Below are 20,074 nucleotides of genomic sequence, written 5' to 3'. Positions count from 1 at the left end.
CCCGGACGATCTCACGTCCGGGACGTAGTCTCGAAACTTGCAAGGTCCCGGAATGCCGATGCGCGACACTCTGACAAGCCTGCGTTACCGCTACTGGCCCGATCATCTCCTCGGTGAAATCCTGTCCAAGCGATGGACCGAGACAGCTATCCCGGTCATCCTCCTCCTGATCGTCGGCCTCGCGCTCAGCCGGTCCATCGACAATTTCCTGTCGCCGGCGAGCCTTGCCGACACCGCGCGCCAGGCTGGAGAGATCGGCTTCATTGCGCTCGGGCTGGCGCTGGTGGTCATCGTCGGCGGCATCGACCTCTCCGTCGGTTCGATCTTCGCGCTGACCGATTTCTGTGCCCTCTATCTTCTCGACGTCCTGGGCTGGCCGGTCCCGGCGGTGGTGGCGGCCACCCTGCTTTCCGGTGCGCTGCTCGGCGCCGTCAACGGCATCCTGATCGGATATTTGCGACTGCGGGCCTTCATCACCACGCTGATCACCCTGATCATCTACCGCTCGGCCTACGATCTCCTGATCCAGCGTTACTCCAACGCGATCGCGTCGGCCTTCCCCGACATTCCGTCCTGGGATTTCATCGGCAGCGGCAGCATCTTCGGCATTCCGACCGTGGCGCTCGTCTATATCGTCATCGCCATCTTCGGCCATATCTTCATGACCCGGCTGCGCCCGGGCTGGCACATCACCGCGATCGGCGGCTCGCGTCGTTCAGCTTACAATTCCGGCATTCCCGTCCGCCGCACCATCGCGCTTTGCTACGTCGCAAGCGGCGTGCTGACCAGCATTGGCGCGCTGTTCTTCGCGTCCCGGCTTGGCACCGTCGGCGGCGACATCGGCGTTGGCCTGGAGGTGATCGTGCTGACCGCGACAGTGCTCGGCGGCATCACGCTCGGCGGCGGCAAGGGCTCGGTCGCCAAATCGGCGGTCGGGGTGCTGATCGTGCTCCTGATCACCAATGGTCTGACCACCATGAACGCGCGCGGTGGCGTCAACCGGATGGCGCTTGCCGGCATCCTGCTCGTTGCTGCCATGGTCGACATCCGCTGGCAGAAGAACCGAACCCGCATCATCAGCAAGGTCTACGTGGCCCCCACCTATCACGCGCTGCCGCCACCGCCGCCGACCGAGATCGGGCAAGGCGGCCCGTTCGAGCAGAACGACAAGCTGCGCAATGTCGAGTCGATCGGCCTCGGCCGCATCGAGGCGCCGGAGGACGTCATCCTCGACCGCCACGACAATCTCTATGCGGGTTCGCGCCACGGCGACATCATGCGCTTCCTCGCGCCCGACTATCAGAAGATGGAGGTGTTCGCCCATATCGGCGGCCAACCACTCGGCATGGCCTTCGACCGCGAGGACAATCTCTACGTCTGCATCGGCGGCATGGGGCTCTATCGCATCAAGCCTGACGGCACGGTGGAAAAGGCGACCGACGAGACCAATCGCAGCATGCGTTCGGTCAATGACGACAGCCGCCTGCGGCTCGCCGACGATCTCGACATCACCGACGACGGCCTGATCTTCTTCTCGGAAGCCACCGTGCGCTACGAGATGGACGAATGGCCGATCGACGGTCTCGAAGCGCGCGGCAACGGCCGCATCATCTCTTATGACACCAAGACCGGCGTGACGCGCACGGAGCTGCGCGGCCTCAAATTCCCCAACGGCATCTGCGTCGCCAGCGACGGCCAGTCGATCCTGTTCGCCGAAACCTTCGGCTGCTCGATCAAGCGCTATTGGTTCGCAGGGTCAAAGAAGGGCAAGGTCGAGGTCGTCATGGACAATCTGCCGGGCTACCCCGATAACATCAACCTCGCCTCCGACGGCAATTACTGGCTGGCGCTGGTCGGCATGCGCAGCCCCTCGCTCGACCTCGCCTGGAAGATGCCCGGCTTCCGCCGCCGCATGGGCAAGCGCGTGCCGGTGGACGAATGGCTGTTCCCCAACATCAACACCGGCTGCGTGGTCAAGTTCAACGAGCAGGGCAAGATCGTCGAATCGTTCTGGGACCTGCGCGGCGAAAACCATCCGATGATCACCTCGATGCGCGAGCATCGCGGCTATCTCTATCTCGGCGGCATCCTCAACAACCGGATCGGCCGCTACAAGCTCGACAATGCCGATCCGAACTTCGTCCAGTACGACAAGCGATGGGGGAAGCAATCGTGATCGCGGCCGTCAGGGAGTTCGCCAACCGCTTTCTCGGGCGCGGCGACGCCACCATCACCGTACCGTCCTTCGACGGCGCATTGAAGCCCAACCAGAAGCTGGAATCCGCCGAAACCTTGCTGACATGCGAGGCGCCGGAGGATCTCGCCACCGACGGAAGCAACCTCTTCATCGCGGCGGGCCAGCGGCTGATGTCTCTGAATGACGGCACGGCATCGGAGGTCCGCAACTTCGAGCGGCCGATCTCGGCATTGTGTGCCCTCCCCGGCGGCGGCCTTGCGGTTGCGCTCGGGGGACGCGAGGTGCGGCTCTACGCAAGCCCCTCGGCCGAGCAGCCAAGCGTGACGTTTGCAGATAGCGCGTTCAATGCCGTCAACGCACTGACGCTCGCGAGCGACAACACGCTGATCGCGACGGACGGCTCGGCGACATGCGGCGTCGATGACTGGGCACGCGATTTGATGGAGCTCAATCGGAGCGGCCGGGTGTTCAGGCTCGATCCCGGCAGCAGGAGCGTGACGCCCCTCGCGCAAGGGCTGGGCCACGCCTTCGGCGCCTGCGCGTATGGCAATGGCGTGCTGGTCAGCGAGAGTTGGCGCCACCGCCTCGTCCTTGTGGCACCGGGCACATCGCCGCGAACCGTCCTTGCTCACTTGCCCGTCTATCCGTCGCGGCTGTCGAAGGCGGCGGGCGGCGGCTACTGGCTCACCGCCTTCACCGCGCGCACCCAGCTGATCGAGTTCGTGCTGCGCGAACCAGCCTACCGTAAGCGAATGATGGCCGAGATCGATCCGGCGTATTGGGTTGCGCCGCGCCTGCGCTCGGGCTTCTCGTTCAAGGAGCCGATGCAGGGTGCACACATCAAGACCATGGGCGTGATCAAGCCGTGGGCGCCGCCGCGCTCCTATGGCCTCGTCATCCGACTCGATGCAGATGGCCAGCCGCTCTATTCGCTGCACAGCCGGGTCGACGGCGCCAATCACGGTATCGTTGCGGCGATCGAGATGGGCGGCGATCTCGTCCTGATCGCCAAGGGACCGGGCCGCGTGCTGCGACTGCCGCTGTCCGGTCTTGCCGAGGAGTTCCGCTCATGAGCGACATCGCACTCTCGCTGCGCAAGGCCACAAAACTTTACGCCGGCGTGCCCGCCATCGACGGGGTCGACTTCGACCTCCGCCGCGGCGAGATCCACGCGCTGGTCGGCGAGAACGGCGCCGGCAAATCGACACTGACCAAGGTGATGGCCGGCGTGGTGACGCTGACGTCAGGGACCATGACGGTCGACGGCGCCGACGTCGCACCACGGACACCGCTGGAGGCGCGCAATCTCGGCATCGCCATGGTGTTCCAGGAAAACAGCCTGGTACCGACCATGACGGTCGCGCAGAATCTGTTTCTCGGGCAGGAGAAATTCTATAACCGCCTGCGCGGCATCTACATCGCTGCGCAGCAGTTCCTGCAATCGCTCAATTTCGACGTCACGCCGACCGCCACCGTCGGCGGCCTCGGCGCCGCCAAGAAGCAGATGGTGGAGATCGCGCGCGCGGTTTTGCACCGCGCCAAAGTCATCATCTTCGACGAGCCGACGGCGTCGCTGACGCCGGAAGAGAAGAAATACTTCTTTGACCTCGTCCGCGATCTCAAGAAGCGCGGGGTCTCGATCGTCTTCATCTCGCACGCCCTGGAAGAAGCCTTGTTGCTCGCCGACCGCATCACGGTTCTGCGCGACGGCAAGCACGTCGTCACCGACGATGCCACCAACTTCGACCGCGCGGCGATCGTGCAGGCCATGGTCGGGCGCGACCTCTCCAACACGCTCTACGGTGCGCGAAAGAGCAGCGTGCGGCCGCCCGGCGCGCGCGTGCTCACCGTGCAGAACCTGAAGATGGCACCGATGGTGAAGAACAATTCGCTGTCGGTGTTCGCGGGACAGATCACCGGCGTGTTCGGCCTCGTCGGGGCCGGCCGCACCGAAACGTTCAAGATCGTCTCCGGCGTGCTGAAGCGCGACTTCTTCCATGGCGGCGAGATCCTGCTGCACGACAAGCCGGTGCGCTACCGGGTGCCGGCGCCGGCGGTGCAGGCCGGCATCGCCTATGTGACTGAAGACCGCAAGGTCGAAGGCTTCTTCGAGACGTCCTCGATCGCACGCAACATCTATCTCGGCCTTCTGTCGAAATTTCCCAAGGGCCGCATGATGCTGTCGCGGCGAGAGAACGAGGCGATCGGCAGGACCTGGATCGAACGGCTCAAGGTTCGCGCGATCGGCAACGACGGCAAGGTGGTCGAGCTTTCCGGCGGCAATCAGCAGAAGGTCGTGATCGCCAAATCGCTGGTTCAGGAGCCCGATCTGATCATCTTCGACGAACCCACGCGCGGCGTCGACGTCGGCGCCATCGTCGAGATCCACGAGTTGATCAACCAGCTCGCCGACGAGGGCAAGGCGGTCGTGGTCATCTCATCCTACCTGCCCGAGATCATGGCGCTCTCCGACCGCATCCTGGTCTCGCGCCAGGGCAAGGTCGTGGAGGAATTCTCCGCATTGGAGGCGACGGAGGAGAGGATCATGTACGCCGCGATTCACTGAGCATGACGGTCTACGGCTTGTGCGCTTTCTGGCGCAGCGCCTCGATGAGGCGTAGCTTTAGTTCATCTGCGGCCTTCTGGTTGACGTCCTGGCCGATCTGCGCGCTCGCCTGCGCCAGCGCATCGGACTTTTCCATAAACTTCCGGCCAGCAGGCTGGGCATAGAACGCTTCGATCTGGCGCAGCTCGTCGACGGTGAAGTTTTGGGCATAGAGCGCGGCGATCTGGTCGATCATCGAGGCAAAGAACGGCGCGTAGATGTCGGAGCCCGGCGCCGTCATTGCGTCATAATCGCGCTCGATCTCAGGCCGGTCCTGTGCGACCACGGGTCTCAGCTTGAGCAGGAGCTGCGGGAGCGCCGCGCGATACTGATCTGCGATCTTCAGCGTGGCGACGAGTTTTCGTGCAGCATCCATCGCCTCGGGCGACGGCCCTTGCGCCGACGCGTTGCAGACGAGGAGCAGGAGGGCGCCGGCAATCGTCAACAAAAATCTCGACATGCATCTCTCCCGAAAAATCGTCCCGGCGACGCGATGTGCTCTCAGCGGCGAGCCGGAGCCGCGCCGATGATCGTTACCGGCGCGCCTTCGGCGGCGGCCTCCCGCTCGTCGTCGACATCCGTCACCTTGACGAAGAGGCTCGGCACCCGCTCGGCGCGGTCGAGCAGCCACGCCGCCCCGAACATGATGACGAAGCCGGCGAACGAGACGGCGAGTTGCTCCCAGACGCCCCTGGTGAATTGCATCAGGATCCAATGCGCCGAGAACGACAGGAACACGCTGAGGCAAAAGATCGGCAGCGAATGCTGGCCGCAGAGGATGACCGGGTGCACCCATTTCGAATGCAACGCCTTCCAGTGGCGCGGGATAAAATAGATCACCCAGACCGCCAGCGCCAGAAAGTGCGTGAAGCGCAGCATGTCGAGGTCGGTCTTGTCGATCGGGTAGATCGCCTTGATCATCCATTTCGGGATCAGCGCCTCGAGCGCAGGGATGTGCCAGGTCATCACGATCAGGAGCGCGAAGGCGAGCCAGGCCGCCGCCAGCGTCATCGCCGCCTTCGACCACACCCATGTTGCGATCTTGTCGATCTGGCCGACGCCACACCAGGCGGCGAACACGAACATCAGCTGCCAGCAGAACGGGTTGAAGTACCAGGTCGTGCCCGGCGGATAGGAGGCGATGTTCCAGTCGAACCGGCGCGCCAACACATACAACACCACGGAGGCAGCCAGCGTCAGGTTCGGCCGGCGCACCAGGCCCCACACGATGAAGGGCGCGGCGAGCACCAGCGTGATGTAGAGCGGCAGCACGTCGAGATTGACCGGCTTGTAGCGCAGCGAGAGCGCCTGACCTATCAGGATGTCCGGATGGTCGAGAAAATTGTGAACGTTGAACTCGTCTGCATACATCGGGTTGTCGAACCTCCTGACCGTGCGCGCGATCTGCGCCGTGAACAACAGGAACAGCATGATGTGGGCAACGTACATCTCGCCCGCGCGCCGCCACAGCCGCTTCAGCGCGGCGAGAAACCAGCCGCCGGCGACGATCGGCCCGTAGATCCAGCCGACCAGATAGCCGGAGATGAAGACGAAGAACTCGGCGGCGTCACTGAAGCCGTAGTTGCGCAAGGTCAGCCAGGCCACGACGTCGTGCGGGATGTGATCGAGGAAGATCATCCACAACCCGACGCCGCGGAAGAGATCGAGCCGCAAATCGCGCTCGACCGGCGCCAACAAAGCTGACTGGTCCCGTGTGCTCATGGCCCCGCCTCGTCCGGTGGGCGTCGCGCCGTCGCGGCGCCGAAAGATCGGATGCTAAAAAATGTAAATCAAAAGTCACCTGGCCCTGCGGCTAGTGCCGACGGTAGCCGACCTTGGCGTCCGTGCAAGGGGCTTCGTCATCGGGGCGCACAGACCGCGTCCGGCAAGTCATGAGACCTTGAACGGCGCCGGCTGGAGGTGGTGGTCCTCCCTGTAAAATGTCGAAAACAACCCCATGCACAGTAGAGACGGTCTCTTAAGTCCTTGCTTTGCCTGCGAAACTCAAACGGCCCGTCGGGCAAAAAATCAGCCCGGCGGTACGATCGCACGCCAGGGAGGGAGCAGGGTCAGGTCAGCTCGCCGCCCCGGGCAAGCATCTCGGTCAGCATCGCCTCGGCCTTGTGCTGGAGCGGCAGCGCGCCGCTCTCGGAGGCGATCGCGATGGCCGCGCGCAAGGCGACGATGATCGCGGCCTTGTTCGCCGCATCCGTCGGCGGCGTCACCACGGCCTCGCCGAGCAGGGCCTCGGCCTCGAGGCCGGAAAACCCCTGCTGGCGAGCGGTGTTGCGCGCCTCGCGCAGCATGTTCTGCGCGGCCTGGACGTCGCCGAGGCGGAAGGTTGCGAGCGCAAGATAGATCGAGCTGCGCAGCACCGCCGAGGTATAGCCGACCGCCTTCGCCTCCTCGCGCGCCTCGGCCAGCATGCCGCGCGCCCGGTCGAACAGCCCCTGCTCCAGATAGGCGATGCCGAGATGACAGGCGAGCACCGGCACGAACAGCCGGATGCCGTGCTTCTGCGCCAGCACGAACCCGTCTTCGAGAATGGCAGCGGCCGCGGCCGGCTCGTTGCGGCCGAGCATCAGCCAGCCGCCGCTATAGGCGGCGGCGACGCGGTCGTAGGGACGGCCCGTCTCCTCCGCGATCGCGGCGGCTTGTTGCTGGAGCTGGCCGGCGGTGTCGAGTTCGCCCATGACGGTGTGCGTGAAGCTCTTCATCATGCAGCAGAGGAGGAGCGTGTATTTTGGGGGAGTTCCGAAGGGCGCGCTTGCGTCCGGCCCCATGAGATTAGCGCGGCCTTGCGCCAACGTCTGCTCCGCTTCGCGATATCGACCGGCGAGAAAATAGGCCTGTCCCAGATTGTATTGTGCAAGGTTGCGCCAACCCGGGTTGCCTGACTTCTCGGCGAGGCCAACGACCTCCTGGCCGAGCGCAACCGCTTCAGTTGGCGTTCCGTAGAAATTCTGTCCACCCGCCATGACGGTCATGGCGGCGACCTTTCTTCCGATGTCGTCAATTCCACTAGCCCGGCGTTCGGCCTCCTTTCCGAGATCGATCCACTCGGCAACCTGACCGGACCAGATGAATGCCATTCGCGCCTCCATCCGGAGGTCAATTGCATCTGCCTCCCGCGAGAGAGTCATCGGCATCTTGTCGAGCGAACTCATCGCGATCCCGAAATAGTCGACCGCATCGGCATACGCCGAGCGCACAAGACATTTCTGCGCGGCACCTCTCCCGTACCCGAACGCTTTCAGCCAATCCTTCGCGCGCATTGCGTGGTAGCAAAGCGTGTCAGGACCGTCGCTCCATGTCTCGTCGCTTTCGAAGGCCGCAAGTATTCGCCCATGTATATTTTCGCGCACCTTTTCGACCATCGACTCGTAGGTCACTTGGCGGACCATCTCGTGCTGGAACTCGATCGAGTCCTCAAGTTCACTATCGATCCTGACGAGGATCTCGGCTCGGTCGAGCGCTCCGAGGCAATCCTGGAGAATGTCTTCGGGCAGCGCGGCGACGTTCCGCAGCATCATCACGCTTGAGCGCGGCCCCAGCGCCGCCGCTATTTGGAGAACCGAGCGCTCCTGCCTCGAGACACGATCGAGCCGCGCCGCAATCACCCCCTGAATGCTGGTAGGGATGCCGAGCTCGTCAATAGGTCGAACGAGCGCAAGGTCACCCCACTGACCGCGAAGCGTGCCACTATCTTTCAGTCCACGGCAGACTTCCTCGAGAAATAGAGGAACGTTGGCAGTATGAGAAATGATCCGGTTCTTCAAATCGGTGTTCATCGCCGACGGTCCGAGCATATCGGCCAACATGGCCAATCCCGAATCGTCATCCAGAGGGCGCATTGCAATCACTTCCGCATGGCAGCGTGCGATCCACTCGGGCATGCCGTTCGGCCTGCTCGTGAGAAAAACTATCAGGTTGGGACTCTGTAACGACGCAATTGCAGCAACAACCGCATCGCTGGCTCGGTCGATCCAGTGCAGGTCCTCGATGAGAAGAACCGTACGCTGTTGAAAGGCCAGGCTTTGCACGATGGCGCAACTTGCATCGGAAATGGCACGCGCGCGCGCGTAAGGCTCCAGCTCACTCCAGCGATGATCCGCGACCGGAATATCCAATATGGAATCGATCGCGAGCTGATGGATTGCCGGCAACTCCTTTCGGATGTCGACCAGACTATCCGAATCTCTGGCGGCAACTTCGATGATCGAAAGTATGGTGCGCTTGAGCGCGCTGAACGGCACGCCCTGAAGGTTCGGACTACACTCGGCGTCAATCAGCCGCCAGCCATCGGCCTTGAGCTCCTGGGCGAACTCATGCGCGAGCCGCGATTTTCCGATGCCTGCATCGCCGATCAGCAGGACCGTCTGCCGGCTTGCACTGGACCTCTCAGCGGCACGTCCCAACAGGGCCCGCTCAGTCGTGCGATCGACAAACCGCGAAACGCTCCGCGCTCGTCGCACCCGCCAGCTTGAAAGGTCGCTCGCTCCGACGACACGGTAGACCGGCAGCGGCTCGTTGAAACCGCGCAGCACCTTGCGGCCCAAGGCTTCGAATCGGACATGTCCATCCGCGAGTTTCTGGCAGGCTTCCGACACGTAGATCTGATTGGCTTCGGCCGCGGCCTCCAGCCTCGCGGCAAGATGCTGAGCGGCTCCTCCGATCTCGTAGACCTTGGAAAACTCGCTGGCGACCATATAGGCGACGACGTGCCCCGAATGGAGGCCGACCCGAACCTGAAGTCCGGGATCGCCAAGACTGCCGACCCGCCGGACAAGCTCGATGGCCGCATGGCAGGCCAGCGGAGCATGGTTGTCGTCGGCGATCGGGGCACCAAAGACAGCGGCCAAGCCGTCCCCCAACTCCTTGCTGACGATGCCGCCAAACTGGCGTACCGCGCCCCTCATGGCCGCCAGCGCTGGCTCCAGGCGTGAGACGGCCTCCTCCGGCTCCAATTCGGCAACAAGCCCCGTGGAGTCGATGACGTCGGCTCGGAGAATTGTCACAAACCGCCGCTCGCTGTCGGGATCAGCACGCCGACGTACCGCCGCCCCACACTTGGAGCACCAGCTATCGTCCGAATCAATCGCCGACTGGCACGCGAAGCAATGCATTCCTGCGCCTTCAAGGATCGCGGCGTCGCTGTCGTCCAGCGCCCGCGAGCAACTCGTGGTAAGAATACCTATCAAGAACCGCTTAGCAATCGGACTTGCCCATCGCCGTTAGCGGAGCACGGTGCGGTTGGCGATCTGGACGAAACACAGTCCTGAGTGGTAGCCTATGCAATCCCAGCAAAGATGGGGCATATATTCGGCGAAGCCGGGGTGGCAAAACTAACCGGCGTCGCGGAGCTGTATGTATTTTCACAAAGCCAAGGACATATTGAGGGAAAAGACGATGGGGTCGAGAACTTACACCGGGGCTTCATTCAAAGATTTGATGAACGACAATTATTTCCCTCTGGAAAACATGCAGAGGAGCGTGGACATCCTCAAGGCGTCGCCGGACATCCACGTGCCGACCCTGGAGTACGGCCAGTACCATCTGATCCTGACGCCGGCGGACAAATGGCCGGACGGGAGCGCGGCGTACTGGCACAAGGAGAAGGGACGAGCTCGCGTCGACCTCACCACGCAGTTGAATACGGTCCCGCTGTCCAAGGACGAGCCCGGCGTGATCCCGCTGACGCGATGCGCGCTGCTCGATGCCTGCGTGCGGAAGTGCTTCAATTCCGAGCCGCCGATCCCGATGAAGACCAATATCATCACTCACGCGGCGAGCGACGCCTATGCCGACCGGCACGAGATCCGGCTGGAGTGGGAGTACGACAACGGTGAGGACCAGGCGCCGACGCTGCTCCACCTGACGATGGTCTGTCCGTACCGCCCCTGATTCCGAGCGGGAGCAGCAGCGCGGAGGCTTCCGCACCAATCGAAGATGGTCCGTCGTCGCCACAGCATGCGTTGCACGACGGACCAATCATGCCCCGCCCTCTCCGCTCGAAGGCCGCGTTGCATTGTCTCGCGGCCGCGCCCTGTCATGGACCTGTCGCACGAAAATGATCCGCTTCCGCCGTGCGCGTGCGAGTCGCCTGCTTGAAGCAGTCGCCGCGTTCGTTTGACAGGAGCGCCCGATGCCCGTTGGACTGCTAGAGGTCTTAGGCACCATCGATGTCGGCCAGTTCTGGCCGGAGGGCCGGTCGGACGCCGACACCACCAAGGTCGTGGTGAATGTCGCCCCAGACGCGATCCGCTTCCGCAAGAACGACTCGGTGCCTTTCCAGCCGACCCACGTCTTCGAGGGCGCCAAGGTCAAGGGCCGGACCGCGACGGCGCCGATCAAGAACGGCAAGCTCACCATTCGCCTTCAGGGCATCGACGCGCCGGAGCTGCATTATCAGCCCTCGCCGCTCTCGGCCGCCGAGAAGAAGGGCCTGAGCGACGCCAAGCGGCAGGCCTATCACGAGGTCACACACCCCTACCGGCAGTTTCTTGGCGCGACGACGAGCAAGGCGCTGCATGACTTCCTCAGCAGCGCCGGCGAGCCCACGCTCGCCTGCCGGGTGTTCACCCATGTCGATGCGCCGAACGAGGTGTTCGACACCTATGGCCGGCTGGTCGGCGACATCGAGGTGACGGTCGCCGGCAAGACCATCGACATCAATCACTGGCTGGTCGAGCAGGGCTTTGCCTATCCAACCTTCTACTCTTCGATGAACGACGACGAGATCAAGGCCTTCCTCGCGCTCGCGAAGCCCGCACGCGCGCAGAAGCTGCCGGTCTGGAAGCATCTCGCCAAGACGATTCCCGCCTTCGACTTCGACCTGCGCGAACCCAGGAAGAACGAGACCGACGTGCTCGCGACCGACAAGGGCCCCGTGATCCTGCCGAAGCTCTATCGCCGCTACACCAACTGGTCGGCGCGCAAGAAGGCGAAGGTGACGAGCCAGACCTTCCAGAAATTCTTGGGCGAAGGCTCCGGCGGCAAGCCCGACACCTGCTACGAGATCGACGACTTCCTGACCAACGGCGTGCACTCGGCCACGCCGCGCAATTTTGCCGACTTCGTCGAGGGCGGCAAGACGATCAAGTTTCAGCCGGAGGGGCTGGTGTTCGGCGAGGCGCCGTCGAGTCTCGTGGGGGCGGACGGCAAGCCGATCACGACGTTCTGAGGATGCGCGCGCGGCCGACCGGGATCAACGGCGTTTTGTCGCAGATTGCTGCCGGCCGTGAGCTCGCACGTTCATGCGCCGCTATTCTCCTGTCGTTGCAGGCATTTCCGGCGGCCGAGCCTGGCCGATCAAGGACCGCTCGCGCTAACGGTTAGAATTCGCTACTACACAACCATAGATTTTTCGTCTATTTTCCTGGCCGCGGCGATTGCAGGGCGTCCTCGGTCGAAGTCCGAGTGACCCAAGATGCCGGCTCTCAAGGCGAGCTGGTGGATGAGAGGAAGATCAATCCGGCGGAGCCGCCTGCCCGTTCTCTCGGCCGGCCGGCGCCGCAGTCAAGCGACAAGGAGAACGGCATGCTGGTTCGACAGAACGTGTGGGAGCTTGGCGGCGACTGGGCGGATCCGATTCTCTGGTACGCGCGCGCGGTTGGCGCATTGAGGCCGAAGCCGCTCAACGATCGAACCAGCTGGCGCTTCTGGGCCGGCATGCACGGCTATCATCAGGGCCTGTGGGAGTTCTACGGCTACAAGGCGCCTGCCGAGCAAGTTCCTGCCCAGGCCGACTTCGACGAGTTCTGGCAGCAATGTCAGCACGGCAGCTGGTATTTTCTGCCATGGCACCGCGGCTATCTGATCGGGTTTGAGAAGCTCATTCGCTCGACCGTCGTGACGCTCGGTGGGCCGCCTGACTGGACCTTGCCTTACTGGAACTACTTCAAACCCGGTCAGGATGGCTTGCCGCCGGCATTCGGCAGCCCGGACTGGCCGGACGGCACCGGCAACAATCCCCTCTTCATTGAACAGCGGTGGGGACCCGGCGATCCCTCGCAGCCCGGCAAGGTCTTCGTCCCGCTCGACGCCGTGAACCTGGACGCGATGGACGTTCACGAGTTCACCGGTGTGGCAAGTGGCGGCGACCGCGGCTTCGGTGGCATCGACACCGGCTTCGAGCACGGCGGCACCAAGCATGGCGACATCGAAAGTCAACCGCACGACCAGGTTCACGGCCTTGTCGGCGGCGAGAAGATGTTCCCGGAGGCGAGCACGAGGCCATTGCCGGGACTGATGTCGTCACCGGTGACGGCCGGCCTGGATCCCATCTTCTGGCTGCACCACGCGAATATCGATCGGCTGTGGCAAAGCTGGAGGCAGAGCGATTCCCAGAACACGGATCCGGAAGAAGCCAGCTGGAAGAAGGGACCTGCCAGCCTCGGCCAGCATAAATTTGTCGTTCCTCTCCCCGACGGCTCGCCGTGGGAGTACACGCCGGAACAGATGTCGGACTTTGCCGGGGTGGGCTATACTTACAGCGATTTCTCGCCGGCAGGCGCGCCGTTGGCGGCCGTCGCCGGCAGGACAGCGACATCATCCGGAGCGGTCGCGATGGCGAGATCGACTGGAGCAACAGTTGAGGTGCTTGGCGCCAATGCCCAATCGCTTCCCGTCGCAGGGAAAGGTGCCGAGACCTCCGTGCAACTCGATGCGCGTACGCATACGAAAGTTGCCGCCAGGCTGGCTGCCGGCCCCGCGCCCGGGGCGCGCGCGGAGCAGGTCTTTCTCAATCTGGAGAATGTGCGCGGATATTCCGACGCCACCGTGCTGCAGGTCTATCTGCAGTTTGCGGGGAAGGACGGCGCGCCGTCCTTCGAGCGGCAGGTCGGGAGCATCGGGCTCTTCGGCATCACCAAGGCGACGGAGAGCGATACCGGGCACGCGGGAGACGGCTTGTCGTACGCGCTGAACATCACCAAGCCCTATTCGGAGTTCGCCGGTTCGGGCACTGCCGATCTCGCAAAGGTCGGCGTTCGTCTCCAGGCCGTCGCGCCGGTGCAGCAGTCGGCCGACGTGAGTGTCGGCCGCATCAGCATCGTCCGACAGGGCGATTGACGGCCGCTCATGACGCCCGCGGCCTACGAGCGTCTGCAAATCCGTATTCCGCTCACCGTCGCGGCAGCCGCCGCGTGGGCGGCCGTCGTGGCGTTGTCGGACCAGCGCAGGCTCGTCGCCTTCTGCAACAGCGATGTCTGGCCGGCACTGTCGCTCGATCAGCTCGCCCTTGCCATGACGTTCTATTCGCCGACAACACTCACCGGCGAATGGATGCTGATGGTAGCGGCGATGATGACGCCGATGCTCGCGGGCGCTCTTGGGCACGTGCGTGCGCGAAGCCTGCCGCGTCGACGCATGCGGTCGATGGCGCTCTTCATGATCGGATACTGGTCCATCTGGGCTGCCTGTGGCGTTCCCATCGTACTGGCCGTGCTGGCGCTGCAACTGATGCAATCATCATCGATCGTCACGATCGCATTGGCGGGATCGCTCGTCCTAGTCTGGCAATTCTCCCCCGTGAAACAGATCTGCCTGAACCACTGCCACGACCAGCCGCCGCTGGCGGCGTATGGGATCAGGGCCGACCTGGCTGCTCTCGGATATGGCGTCACCCAGGGTATCTGGTGTTGCGGAGCCTGCTGGGCGCTGATGCTCGTTCCGTTGGCGACGCAAGGCGGGCATTTGGCGGCGATGGCCGCGACCAGTGCATTCCTGATTGCCGAGCGCCTGGACAAACCGCGGCGCCCGGCGTGGGAGGTGCGATGGCCATCGACCGCTGCCAGGCTGCTATGGTTCAGGCTCGGCCTTTGGCGACGCACGGAGAGCGCCGGAGTGAAGGCAACCTGATCGGTGCCGACGGCACGCGCGACGACGCGATTCGCGCAGGCGACCGGGCAAACTTTGCCGGCGACACCGCCGCACCGGCAATTTTTTCAAGCTGCCGATGAGCGCGAGCCCGGAAACATCGGGAAATCCAACGAAAACATCTGGCACGCACGTTGCTTGCCCTTCGCGATCGTCTCGAGGGGCCGAACATGCAAGTCACGCCAGGAGCATCAATCTTCGGCTACCAGCCTGCAAAAGCCGGCTCAACGACCGGTGCATCGAAGCCGCCGGTGACCGACAATGGTGGGCCCTCGCAAGCCAACGAAGATGGCGCATCGGGCGACAGCAGCGTCGTGCAGGAATTCCTGAAATACGCGAAGATGAATCCCTTCGACCGTATGCGGGCTGCCATTCTGAAGAGCATGAATCTCAGCGAGGCCGACCTCGCCAACATGACCCCGGACCAGAAAGCGGCGGTGGAGCAGAAGATCCGGGACGCCATCGAAAAGCAGCTGGAGAAGAAGGGCCAGCAGCCCGGCAGCCTGGTCGACCAGTCCGCGTAACGACCGCGCATCACCAGTGGAATGTCGCGCCTTTTCCAATCTCGCAATCGAATGCCGTATCCTTGAGAACGGCGTCATTGACGGCATCCAGGACCATCGTGCGCGCCTCGATCCTGCCGTTTGGGTGCACCCTGAACGACAGGAATTCCCTGACCGCCTTGTCCGGTCTCACCGTGAAATGGGTCGTTGCGAAAGCGATCGTCCCGTCAGGCTGGATCATGTATCCGTCAAACCGCATGCTGGCCTTGACCGGAGGTCCCGCCGCGCCCGTGCCGTGAACTTGACAGGCTGAAAGGTCGACGAGCATGCGAAATTCCTTGCCATCGACGATCGCCTTGTTCAGCGCCGCATAGTCGGCGTTTCCGGGTTCGTCCGCGATCGCGGGGTGCGTCCAGAAGCTCGCTACGATCGCCAGAGCGGCGGCGCAGCTGCGCAGATCATTCGACAAATGTGGCTCCCAGGGATGGCGGCTCTCGGCTGGACCTCGTTTCGCCGGAGCAGGCTTGCGATGATATTCGTCGCTCTAGCCGGCTCCCGACTCGAACTTCACCGCCTCATGATTGGTGATGACTTCTCGAACGACCAGGGCATGCAGCTTCCGGGTAAAATCCGGATCGAGCCCGCTCTGTGCGGCGAGGATGCGAAGCCGTTTCAATTGCGCCGCTTCACGTCTGGGATCCCGGGATTCCAGTCCATGCCTGGCCTTGAGCTCTCCGATCGCGTCCGTACAGCGAAAGCGCTCTGCGAGCAGGTGCACCATCGCCGCATCCAGATTGTCGATGCTGCGGCGCAGCCTGGCCAGATCGCCGGCAAACTCCTGGTCATCATCCGTCATCGATCGGCACCTCCAGACAGCGCCGCGGCGGACAACCCGCCCTTCTGCAGAATGAAGCCCGCAATCTCATCGACACCTTGGCCACTCTTCAGATTGGAGAAGATGAACGGTCGCGCGCCTCGCATCCGCCGCGCGTCCGCTTCCATGATCTCCAGATTCGCGCCCACCATGGGAGCCAGATCGATCTTGTTGATCACCAGCAGATCGGATCGCATGATCCCCGGCCCTCCCTTGCGCGGGATCTTCTCTCCGGCGGCGACGTCGATGACGTAGACGGTCAGGTCCGCAAGCTCCGGGCTGAAGGTGGCGGCGAGATTGTCGCCACCCGACTCGACGAAGCAAAGCTCCGCGTCCGGAAACTTCAGGTTCATGTCGTGGATCGCCGCCAGGTTCATCGAGGCGTCCTCCCGTATGGCCGTATGCGGACAGCCACCCGTCTCCACCCCCATGATGCGCTCCGCCGCCAATGCCTGCGCGCGGGTCAGAATGAGCTGATCCTCCTTGGTGTAGATGTCGTTGGTGATGACGTAGATCTCATAGAAATCGCGCAGGTGCTTGCACAGCGCCTCGACCAGCGCCGTCTTTCCGGAACCGACCGGACCGCCGATTCCGACGCGCAGCGGCCCGTTGGTTGCCGCAATGCCGGGTGTGCGGAGAGACCTGCTCTCGTGTTCAATCGTCTTCATGACCGAAACAACCTCGTATATTGGAGCTCGTGTGCGATGGACGCGAGCTCAACCATCAGGCCCGCCGAACCGAGATCGTCGACCGTCTCACGGCTTGCGACTTCACTGCGCGACAGGATCGGCAGCTCGAGCGCCGCGATGGCAAGCTGACCGTCGGTCTGACCGAGAGGCACCAATCGCACGCCCGCGCTCACCAGATTGGCGACATAGCTGTGCAGGAATGCCGGCAGCGCGATGTCGACGGCAATCCGCTCGCGCGCCGCTCGCGCTCCGAGCAGGACGGCCAGCACCGGCGGACATTTCGGATCTGAGAAGATGTCCAGAATTCGATCCGGCCAGACACTGCGAAGGGTCGTAAGGCACGCAGACGATTGCTGGGCGGATTCGAGCACGAATTCGGATGTGCCGCGGGAAGCGGCTGCGAGTTCGGCCAGATCCGGGAGCTGGTCCTCGGCGCCCTCGGCCACGCATCGGTAGGCTTCGCTGAAGAAGATGGCTTCGTTCCGGCCCGAGCCGTAGCAAAGGTCGGCCTCGAGCCAATCGATCAGGCTGCGCCGATCGGAGACATAGCCGGCCTCCACCGCCCACTCCAGTCCGTGCGAGTAGCTGTAGGCCCCGTTCGGGAACGACGGCGAGAGCCAGCTCTGCAGCCTCAGGAACGCCAGCGCCGTATGTCCATAACTCTGGTCTGTCATCGCACCACCATGCCGGCAACGCGTCAGTACATGAAATAGCGCTGCGCCATCGGGACCACATTCACCGGCGGACACGTGAGCAGCCGTCCGTCGGCCCGCACCTCGTAGGTTTCGGCATCGACCTCCATGCGGGGCAGCGCGTCGTTGAGGATCATGGAATGCTTGCCGATCGATCGCGTGTTCGAGACCGGCAGGAGTTGCTTGGCCAGGCCCAATTGTCTCGTCGTTTCGAGCGAGGCCTGACTGACGAAGGTCACAGAATTTCTGCCGGGAGAACGGCCGAAGGCACCGAACATCGGCCGGTAATATTCCGGCTGAGGCGTCGGTATCGACGCATTGGGGTCGCCCATGATCGCGGCGACGATCATGCCGGATTTCAAGACCATGTCGGGCTTGATCCCGAAGAACGCCGGATCCCAGACGACGATGTCCGCGAGCTTCCCGACCTCGACCGAACCGACATGGCGTGACATTCCCTGCACGATGGCCGGATTGATCGTGTATTTTGCGACGTAGCGCCGCGCCCTGAAATTATCGTTCTGCCCGGTCTCCTCCGGCAACCGCCCGAACTGCTTCTTCATCTTGTCGGCGGTCTGCCACGTCCGCGTGATCACCTCGCCGACGCGCCCCATCGCCTGGCTATCCGACGACACGATCGAGAACGCGCCGAGATCGTGCAGGATATCCTCTGCGGCAATCGTCTCCTTTCGGATGCGGCTTTCCGCGAAGGCGACATCCTCCGGAATGCGACGGTCCAGATGGTGGGTCACCATCAGCATGTCGAGTGCTTCGTCGAGCGTGTTCGCGGTGTAGGGACGCGTCGGATTTGTCGAGGCCGGAATGACGTTGCTCTCGCCGCAGACCTTGATGATATCAGGCGCGTGCCCGCCGCCGGCCCCTTCCGTATGGGCCGCATGGATCGTCCTGCCCTTGAACGCGGCGATCGTGCGCTCGACGAACCCGCCTTCGTTCAGGGAATCGGTGTGGATCATGACTTGCACGTCCATGTCGTCCGCGACAGAGAGGCAGCAGTCGATCGATGCGGGCGTTGCGCCCCAGTCCTCGTGCAGCTTCAGGCCACACGCGCCGGCTTCGATCTGCTCGACCAGGCCCGCGGGTAGGCTCGCATTGCCCTTGCCGAAAATGCCGAAGTTCATCGGGAACCCATCCAGCGCCTCGAGCATCCGATGGATGTGCCATGGCCCCGGCGTACAGGTCGTCGCCGTCGTCCCAGCGGCAGGTCCGGTGCCGCCACCCATCATGGTCGTGACGCCCGAGAAAAGCGCCTCGTCGATCTGCTGAGGGCAGATGAAATGAATGTGCGTATCCATTCCGCCGGCGGTGATGATCTTGCCCTCGCCCGCGATGATTTCCGTCCCCGGCCCAATGATGATCGATACACCCGGCTGTACGTCGGGATTGCCCGCCTTGCCGATGGCGGCAATGAGCCCGTCCCTGATCGCGATGTCGGCCTTGACGATTCCCCAGTGATCGAGGATCAGCGCATTGGTAATGACCGTATCGACCGCGCCCTGCGCGCGCGTGAGCTGCGATTGTCCCATGCCGTCGCGAATGACCTTGCCGCCGCCGAACTTGACCTCCTCGCCATAGATGGTGAGGTCCCTCTCGGGCTCGATGAACAGGTCAGTATCCGCCAGGCGCACCCTGTCGCCGACCGTGGGGCCGAACATCTGCGCATAGGCAGCGCGGCTCATCGTGTGGGACATGTCTTCCTGACCTTATTCGTTGGCGCCGGACGCATCGTTTCCTGATTCCAGAGGTCCCATCACGCCGCCGCTGAAGCCGTAGATGCGCCGCGCTCCGGCAAACGGGATCAATGAGACCTCGCGCGACTGACCCGGCTCGAATCGCACGGCCGTCCCGGCCGGGATATCGAGGCGGCACCCACGGGCAAGGGATCGATCGAACGCGAGTACGGCGTTCACTTCGGCGAAGTGATAATGGCTGCCCACCTGGACCGGCCGGTCGCCGGTGTTGGCTACGGCAATCGATGGTCCGGTCCGGTCCCCGTTCAGGACGATGTCGCCGTCAGCCGGAATGACCTCCCCGGGAATCATGCCACGCCTCCAAGCAGCAGCAGCCCGACAAGGCCAGCGCATACGCCCGCCGCGCGAAGCAAGCTTCGTCTGGTCGCGTTTCCTCCTGAGAACCCGATGACCATGCCGGTCAGGAGAAGAGCGGCGGTCGCCGTCGTGAAGCCGATCACATAGGGGACAAGCATCGCGGCGGCTTCAGTTCCGTGGGCGTGACCATGGAAGAACGCGAACAGGCCGACGGCCGCCGCGCCCAGCATGACGGGCATCCTGAATTCGAACGCAACGAACGCTGCCAGCGCCACCACCGAGAGGCTGATCGCCGCCTCCACAAATCCCAGCTCAAGTCCTGCGCTTGCCGCGGCGAAGCCGCCCAGCATCGCGATCAGAAAGGTCAGCGGCCACACGGCTCTCGCGGATCCGCCCACGAGCGCGCTCCACGTTCCCACCAACGTGACCGCAATCAGATGATCGGCGCCGCTGAACGGATGGACGAGACCGGCGTCGAACGAACTGCCCGCGCCCGGAATGGGATGAGCGAAGGCCGGCGCCGCAAGCAGGCTCAACGCAGCGACGCAAATCGGGATGATGCGCATCAT

18 protein-coding genes are annotated in these 20,074 nt (G+C 63.5%); 8 read left to right on the top strand and 10 right to left on the bottom strand.

Annotated elements, in window-relative coordinates:
* Positions 1 to 52: 52 nt before the first annotated feature.
* The 3 genes from AB7G19_RS05495 to AB7G19_RS05485 are packed head-to-tail and all read left to right on the top strand — an operon-like array spanning position 53 to position 4,763.
* On the top strand, positions 53 to 2,176 hold the full coding sequence (locus tag AB7G19_RS05495) for an ABC transporter permease subunit (RefSeq protein ID WP_063980906.1): 2,124 nt from the start codon (positions 53 to 55) through the stop codon (positions 2,174 to 2,176).
* A complete protein-coding gene (locus AB7G19_RS05490; RefSeq protein WP_063986071.1) occupies positions 2,173 to 3,270 on the top strand; it encodes a hypothetical protein in 1,098 nt (365 codons plus the stop codon). Before AB7G19_RS05495 ends, AB7G19_RS05490 begins: the two co-directional genes overlap by 4 nt.
* The gene (locus AB7G19_RS05485; RefSeq protein WP_283017989.1) at positions 3,267 to 4,763 is read left to right on the top strand and encodes a sugar ABC transporter ATP-binding protein; all 1,497 of its coding nucleotides are present in this window, start codon (positions 3,267 to 3,269) and stop codon (positions 4,761 to 4,763) included. The genes AB7G19_RS05490 and AB7G19_RS05485 overlap by 4 nt, the downstream gene beginning before the upstream one ends.
* Before the next feature lie 10 nt (positions 4,764 to 4,773).
* Here AB7G19_RS05485 and AB7G19_RS05480 read toward each other — a convergent pair whose 3' ends face one another.
* The 3 genes from AB7G19_RS05480 to AB7G19_RS05470 all read right to left on the bottom strand — a co-directional run bounded on the left by AB7G19_RS05480 (position 4,774) and on the right by AB7G19_RS05470 (position 9,928).
* Positions 4,774 to 5,262 (bottom strand): DUF2059 domain-containing protein, encoded by a 489-nt coding sequence (locus AB7G19_RS05480; RefSeq protein ID WP_283017988.1) that lies wholly within the window; start codon positions 5,260 to 5,262, stop codon positions 4,774 to 4,776.
* A gap of 41 nt (positions 5,263 to 5,303) precedes the next feature.
* Entirely contained in the window at positions 5,304 to 6,524 is a 1,221-nt protein-coding gene (locus tag AB7G19_RS05475; protein ID WP_063980903.1) for an OpgC domain-containing protein, read from the bottom strand.
* A gap of 347 nt (positions 6,525 to 6,871) precedes the next feature.
* Entirely contained in the window at positions 6,872 to 9,928 is a 3,057-nt protein-coding gene (locus AB7G19_RS05470; protein WP_283017987.1) for an ATP-binding protein, read from the bottom strand.
* A gap of 283 nt (positions 9,929 to 10,211) precedes the next feature.
* Between AB7G19_RS05470 and AB7G19_RS05465 the strand changes: the two genes are divergently transcribed.
* From AB7G19_RS05465 to AB7G19_RS05445, 5 genes are all read left to right on the top strand, one after another.
* Positions 10,212 to 10,706, top strand: a complete 495-nt coding sequence (locus tag AB7G19_RS05465; protein ID WP_028148879.1) for a hypothetical protein — start codon at positions 10,212 to 10,214, stop codon at positions 10,704 to 10,706.
* 241 nt (positions 10,707 to 10,947) lie between these two features.
* The gene (locus AB7G19_RS05460; protein WP_231143851.1) at positions 10,948 to 11,985 is read left to right on the top strand and encodes a thermonuclease family protein; all 1,038 of its coding nucleotides are present in this window, start codon (positions 10,948 to 10,950) and stop codon (positions 11,983 to 11,985) included.
* 356 nt (positions 11,986 to 12,341) lie between these two features.
* Positions 12,342 to 13,874 carry a tyrosinase family protein gene (locus AB7G19_RS05455; RefSeq protein WP_247316142.1) on the top strand — a complete coding sequence of 511 codons (1,533 nt, stop codon included), beginning with the start codon at positions 12,342 to 12,344 and terminating at the stop codon, positions 13,872 to 13,874.
* A gap of 9 nt (positions 13,875 to 13,883) precedes the next feature.
* Entirely contained in the window at positions 13,884 to 14,663 is a 780-nt protein-coding gene (locus AB7G19_RS05450; RefSeq protein WP_063980901.1) for a DUF2182 domain-containing protein, read from the top strand.
* Between the two features lie 188 nt (positions 14,664 to 14,851).
* On the top strand, positions 14,852 to 15,205 hold the full coding sequence (locus AB7G19_RS05445) for a hypothetical protein (RefSeq protein ID WP_063980900.1): 354 nt from the start codon (positions 14,852 to 14,854) through the stop codon (positions 15,203 to 15,205).
* 10 nt (positions 15,206 to 15,215) lie between these two features.
* Here AB7G19_RS05445 and AB7G19_RS05440 read toward each other — a convergent pair whose 3' ends face one another.
* The 7 genes from AB7G19_RS05440 to AB7G19_RS05410 form a co-directional block, all read right to left on the bottom strand.
* Entirely contained in the window at positions 15,216 to 15,653 is a 438-nt protein-coding gene (locus AB7G19_RS05440) for a VirK family protein (protein ID WP_084794956.1), read from the bottom strand.
* Positions 15,654 to 15,728: 75 nt separating this feature from the next.
* Positions 15,729 to 16,040: a chorismate mutase gene (locus AB7G19_RS05435; RefSeq protein ID WP_063980899.1), complete on the bottom strand. Its 312-nt coding sequence runs from the start codon at positions 16,038 to 16,040 to the stop codon at positions 15,729 to 15,731.
* Positions 16,037 to 16,726: an urease accessory protein UreG gene (gene ureG, locus AB7G19_RS05430; RefSeq protein ID WP_063980898.1), complete on the bottom strand. Its 690-nt coding sequence runs from the start codon at positions 16,724 to 16,726 to the stop codon at positions 16,037 to 16,039. Before ureG ends, AB7G19_RS05435 begins: the two co-directional genes overlap by 4 nt.
* Positions 16,723 to 17,421, bottom strand: a complete 699-nt coding sequence (locus AB7G19_RS05425; protein WP_063980897.1) for an urease accessory protein UreF — start codon at positions 17,419 to 17,421, stop codon at positions 16,723 to 16,725. Before AB7G19_RS05425 ends, ureG begins: the two co-directional genes overlap by 4 nt.
* 23 nt (positions 17,422 to 17,444) lie before the next feature.
* Positions 17,445 to 19,148: an urease subunit alpha gene (gene ureC, locus AB7G19_RS05420; protein WP_231143845.1), complete on the bottom strand. Its 1,704-nt coding sequence runs from the start codon at positions 19,146 to 19,148 to the stop codon at positions 17,445 to 17,447.
* Positions 19,149 to 19,160: 12 nt separating this feature from the next.
* Positions 19,161 to 19,499 carry an urease subunit beta gene (locus tag AB7G19_RS05415; protein ID WP_063980895.1) on the bottom strand — a complete coding sequence of 113 codons (339 nt, stop codon included), beginning with the start codon at positions 19,497 to 19,499 and terminating at the stop codon, positions 19,161 to 19,163.
* Positions 19,496 to 20,071, bottom strand: coding sequence for a HupE/UreJ family protein (locus tag AB7G19_RS05410; protein ID WP_231143844.1), 576 nt, complete (start codon positions 20,069 to 20,071; stop codon positions 19,496 to 19,498). The genes AB7G19_RS05415 and AB7G19_RS05410 overlap by 4 nt, the downstream gene beginning before the upstream one ends.
* Between the last annotated feature and the right edge of the window lie 3 nt (positions 20,072 to 20,074).

The organism is Bradyrhizobium sp. 215_C5_N1_1 (genome assembly GCF_052075935.1).
Lineage (GTDB): Bacteria > Pseudomonadota > Alphaproteobacteria > Rhizobiales > Xanthobacteraceae > Bradyrhizobium > Bradyrhizobium barranii.
Note: the sequence above shows the minus strand (reverse complement) of the source record. Positions and strands in the feature narration are given on the sequence as shown.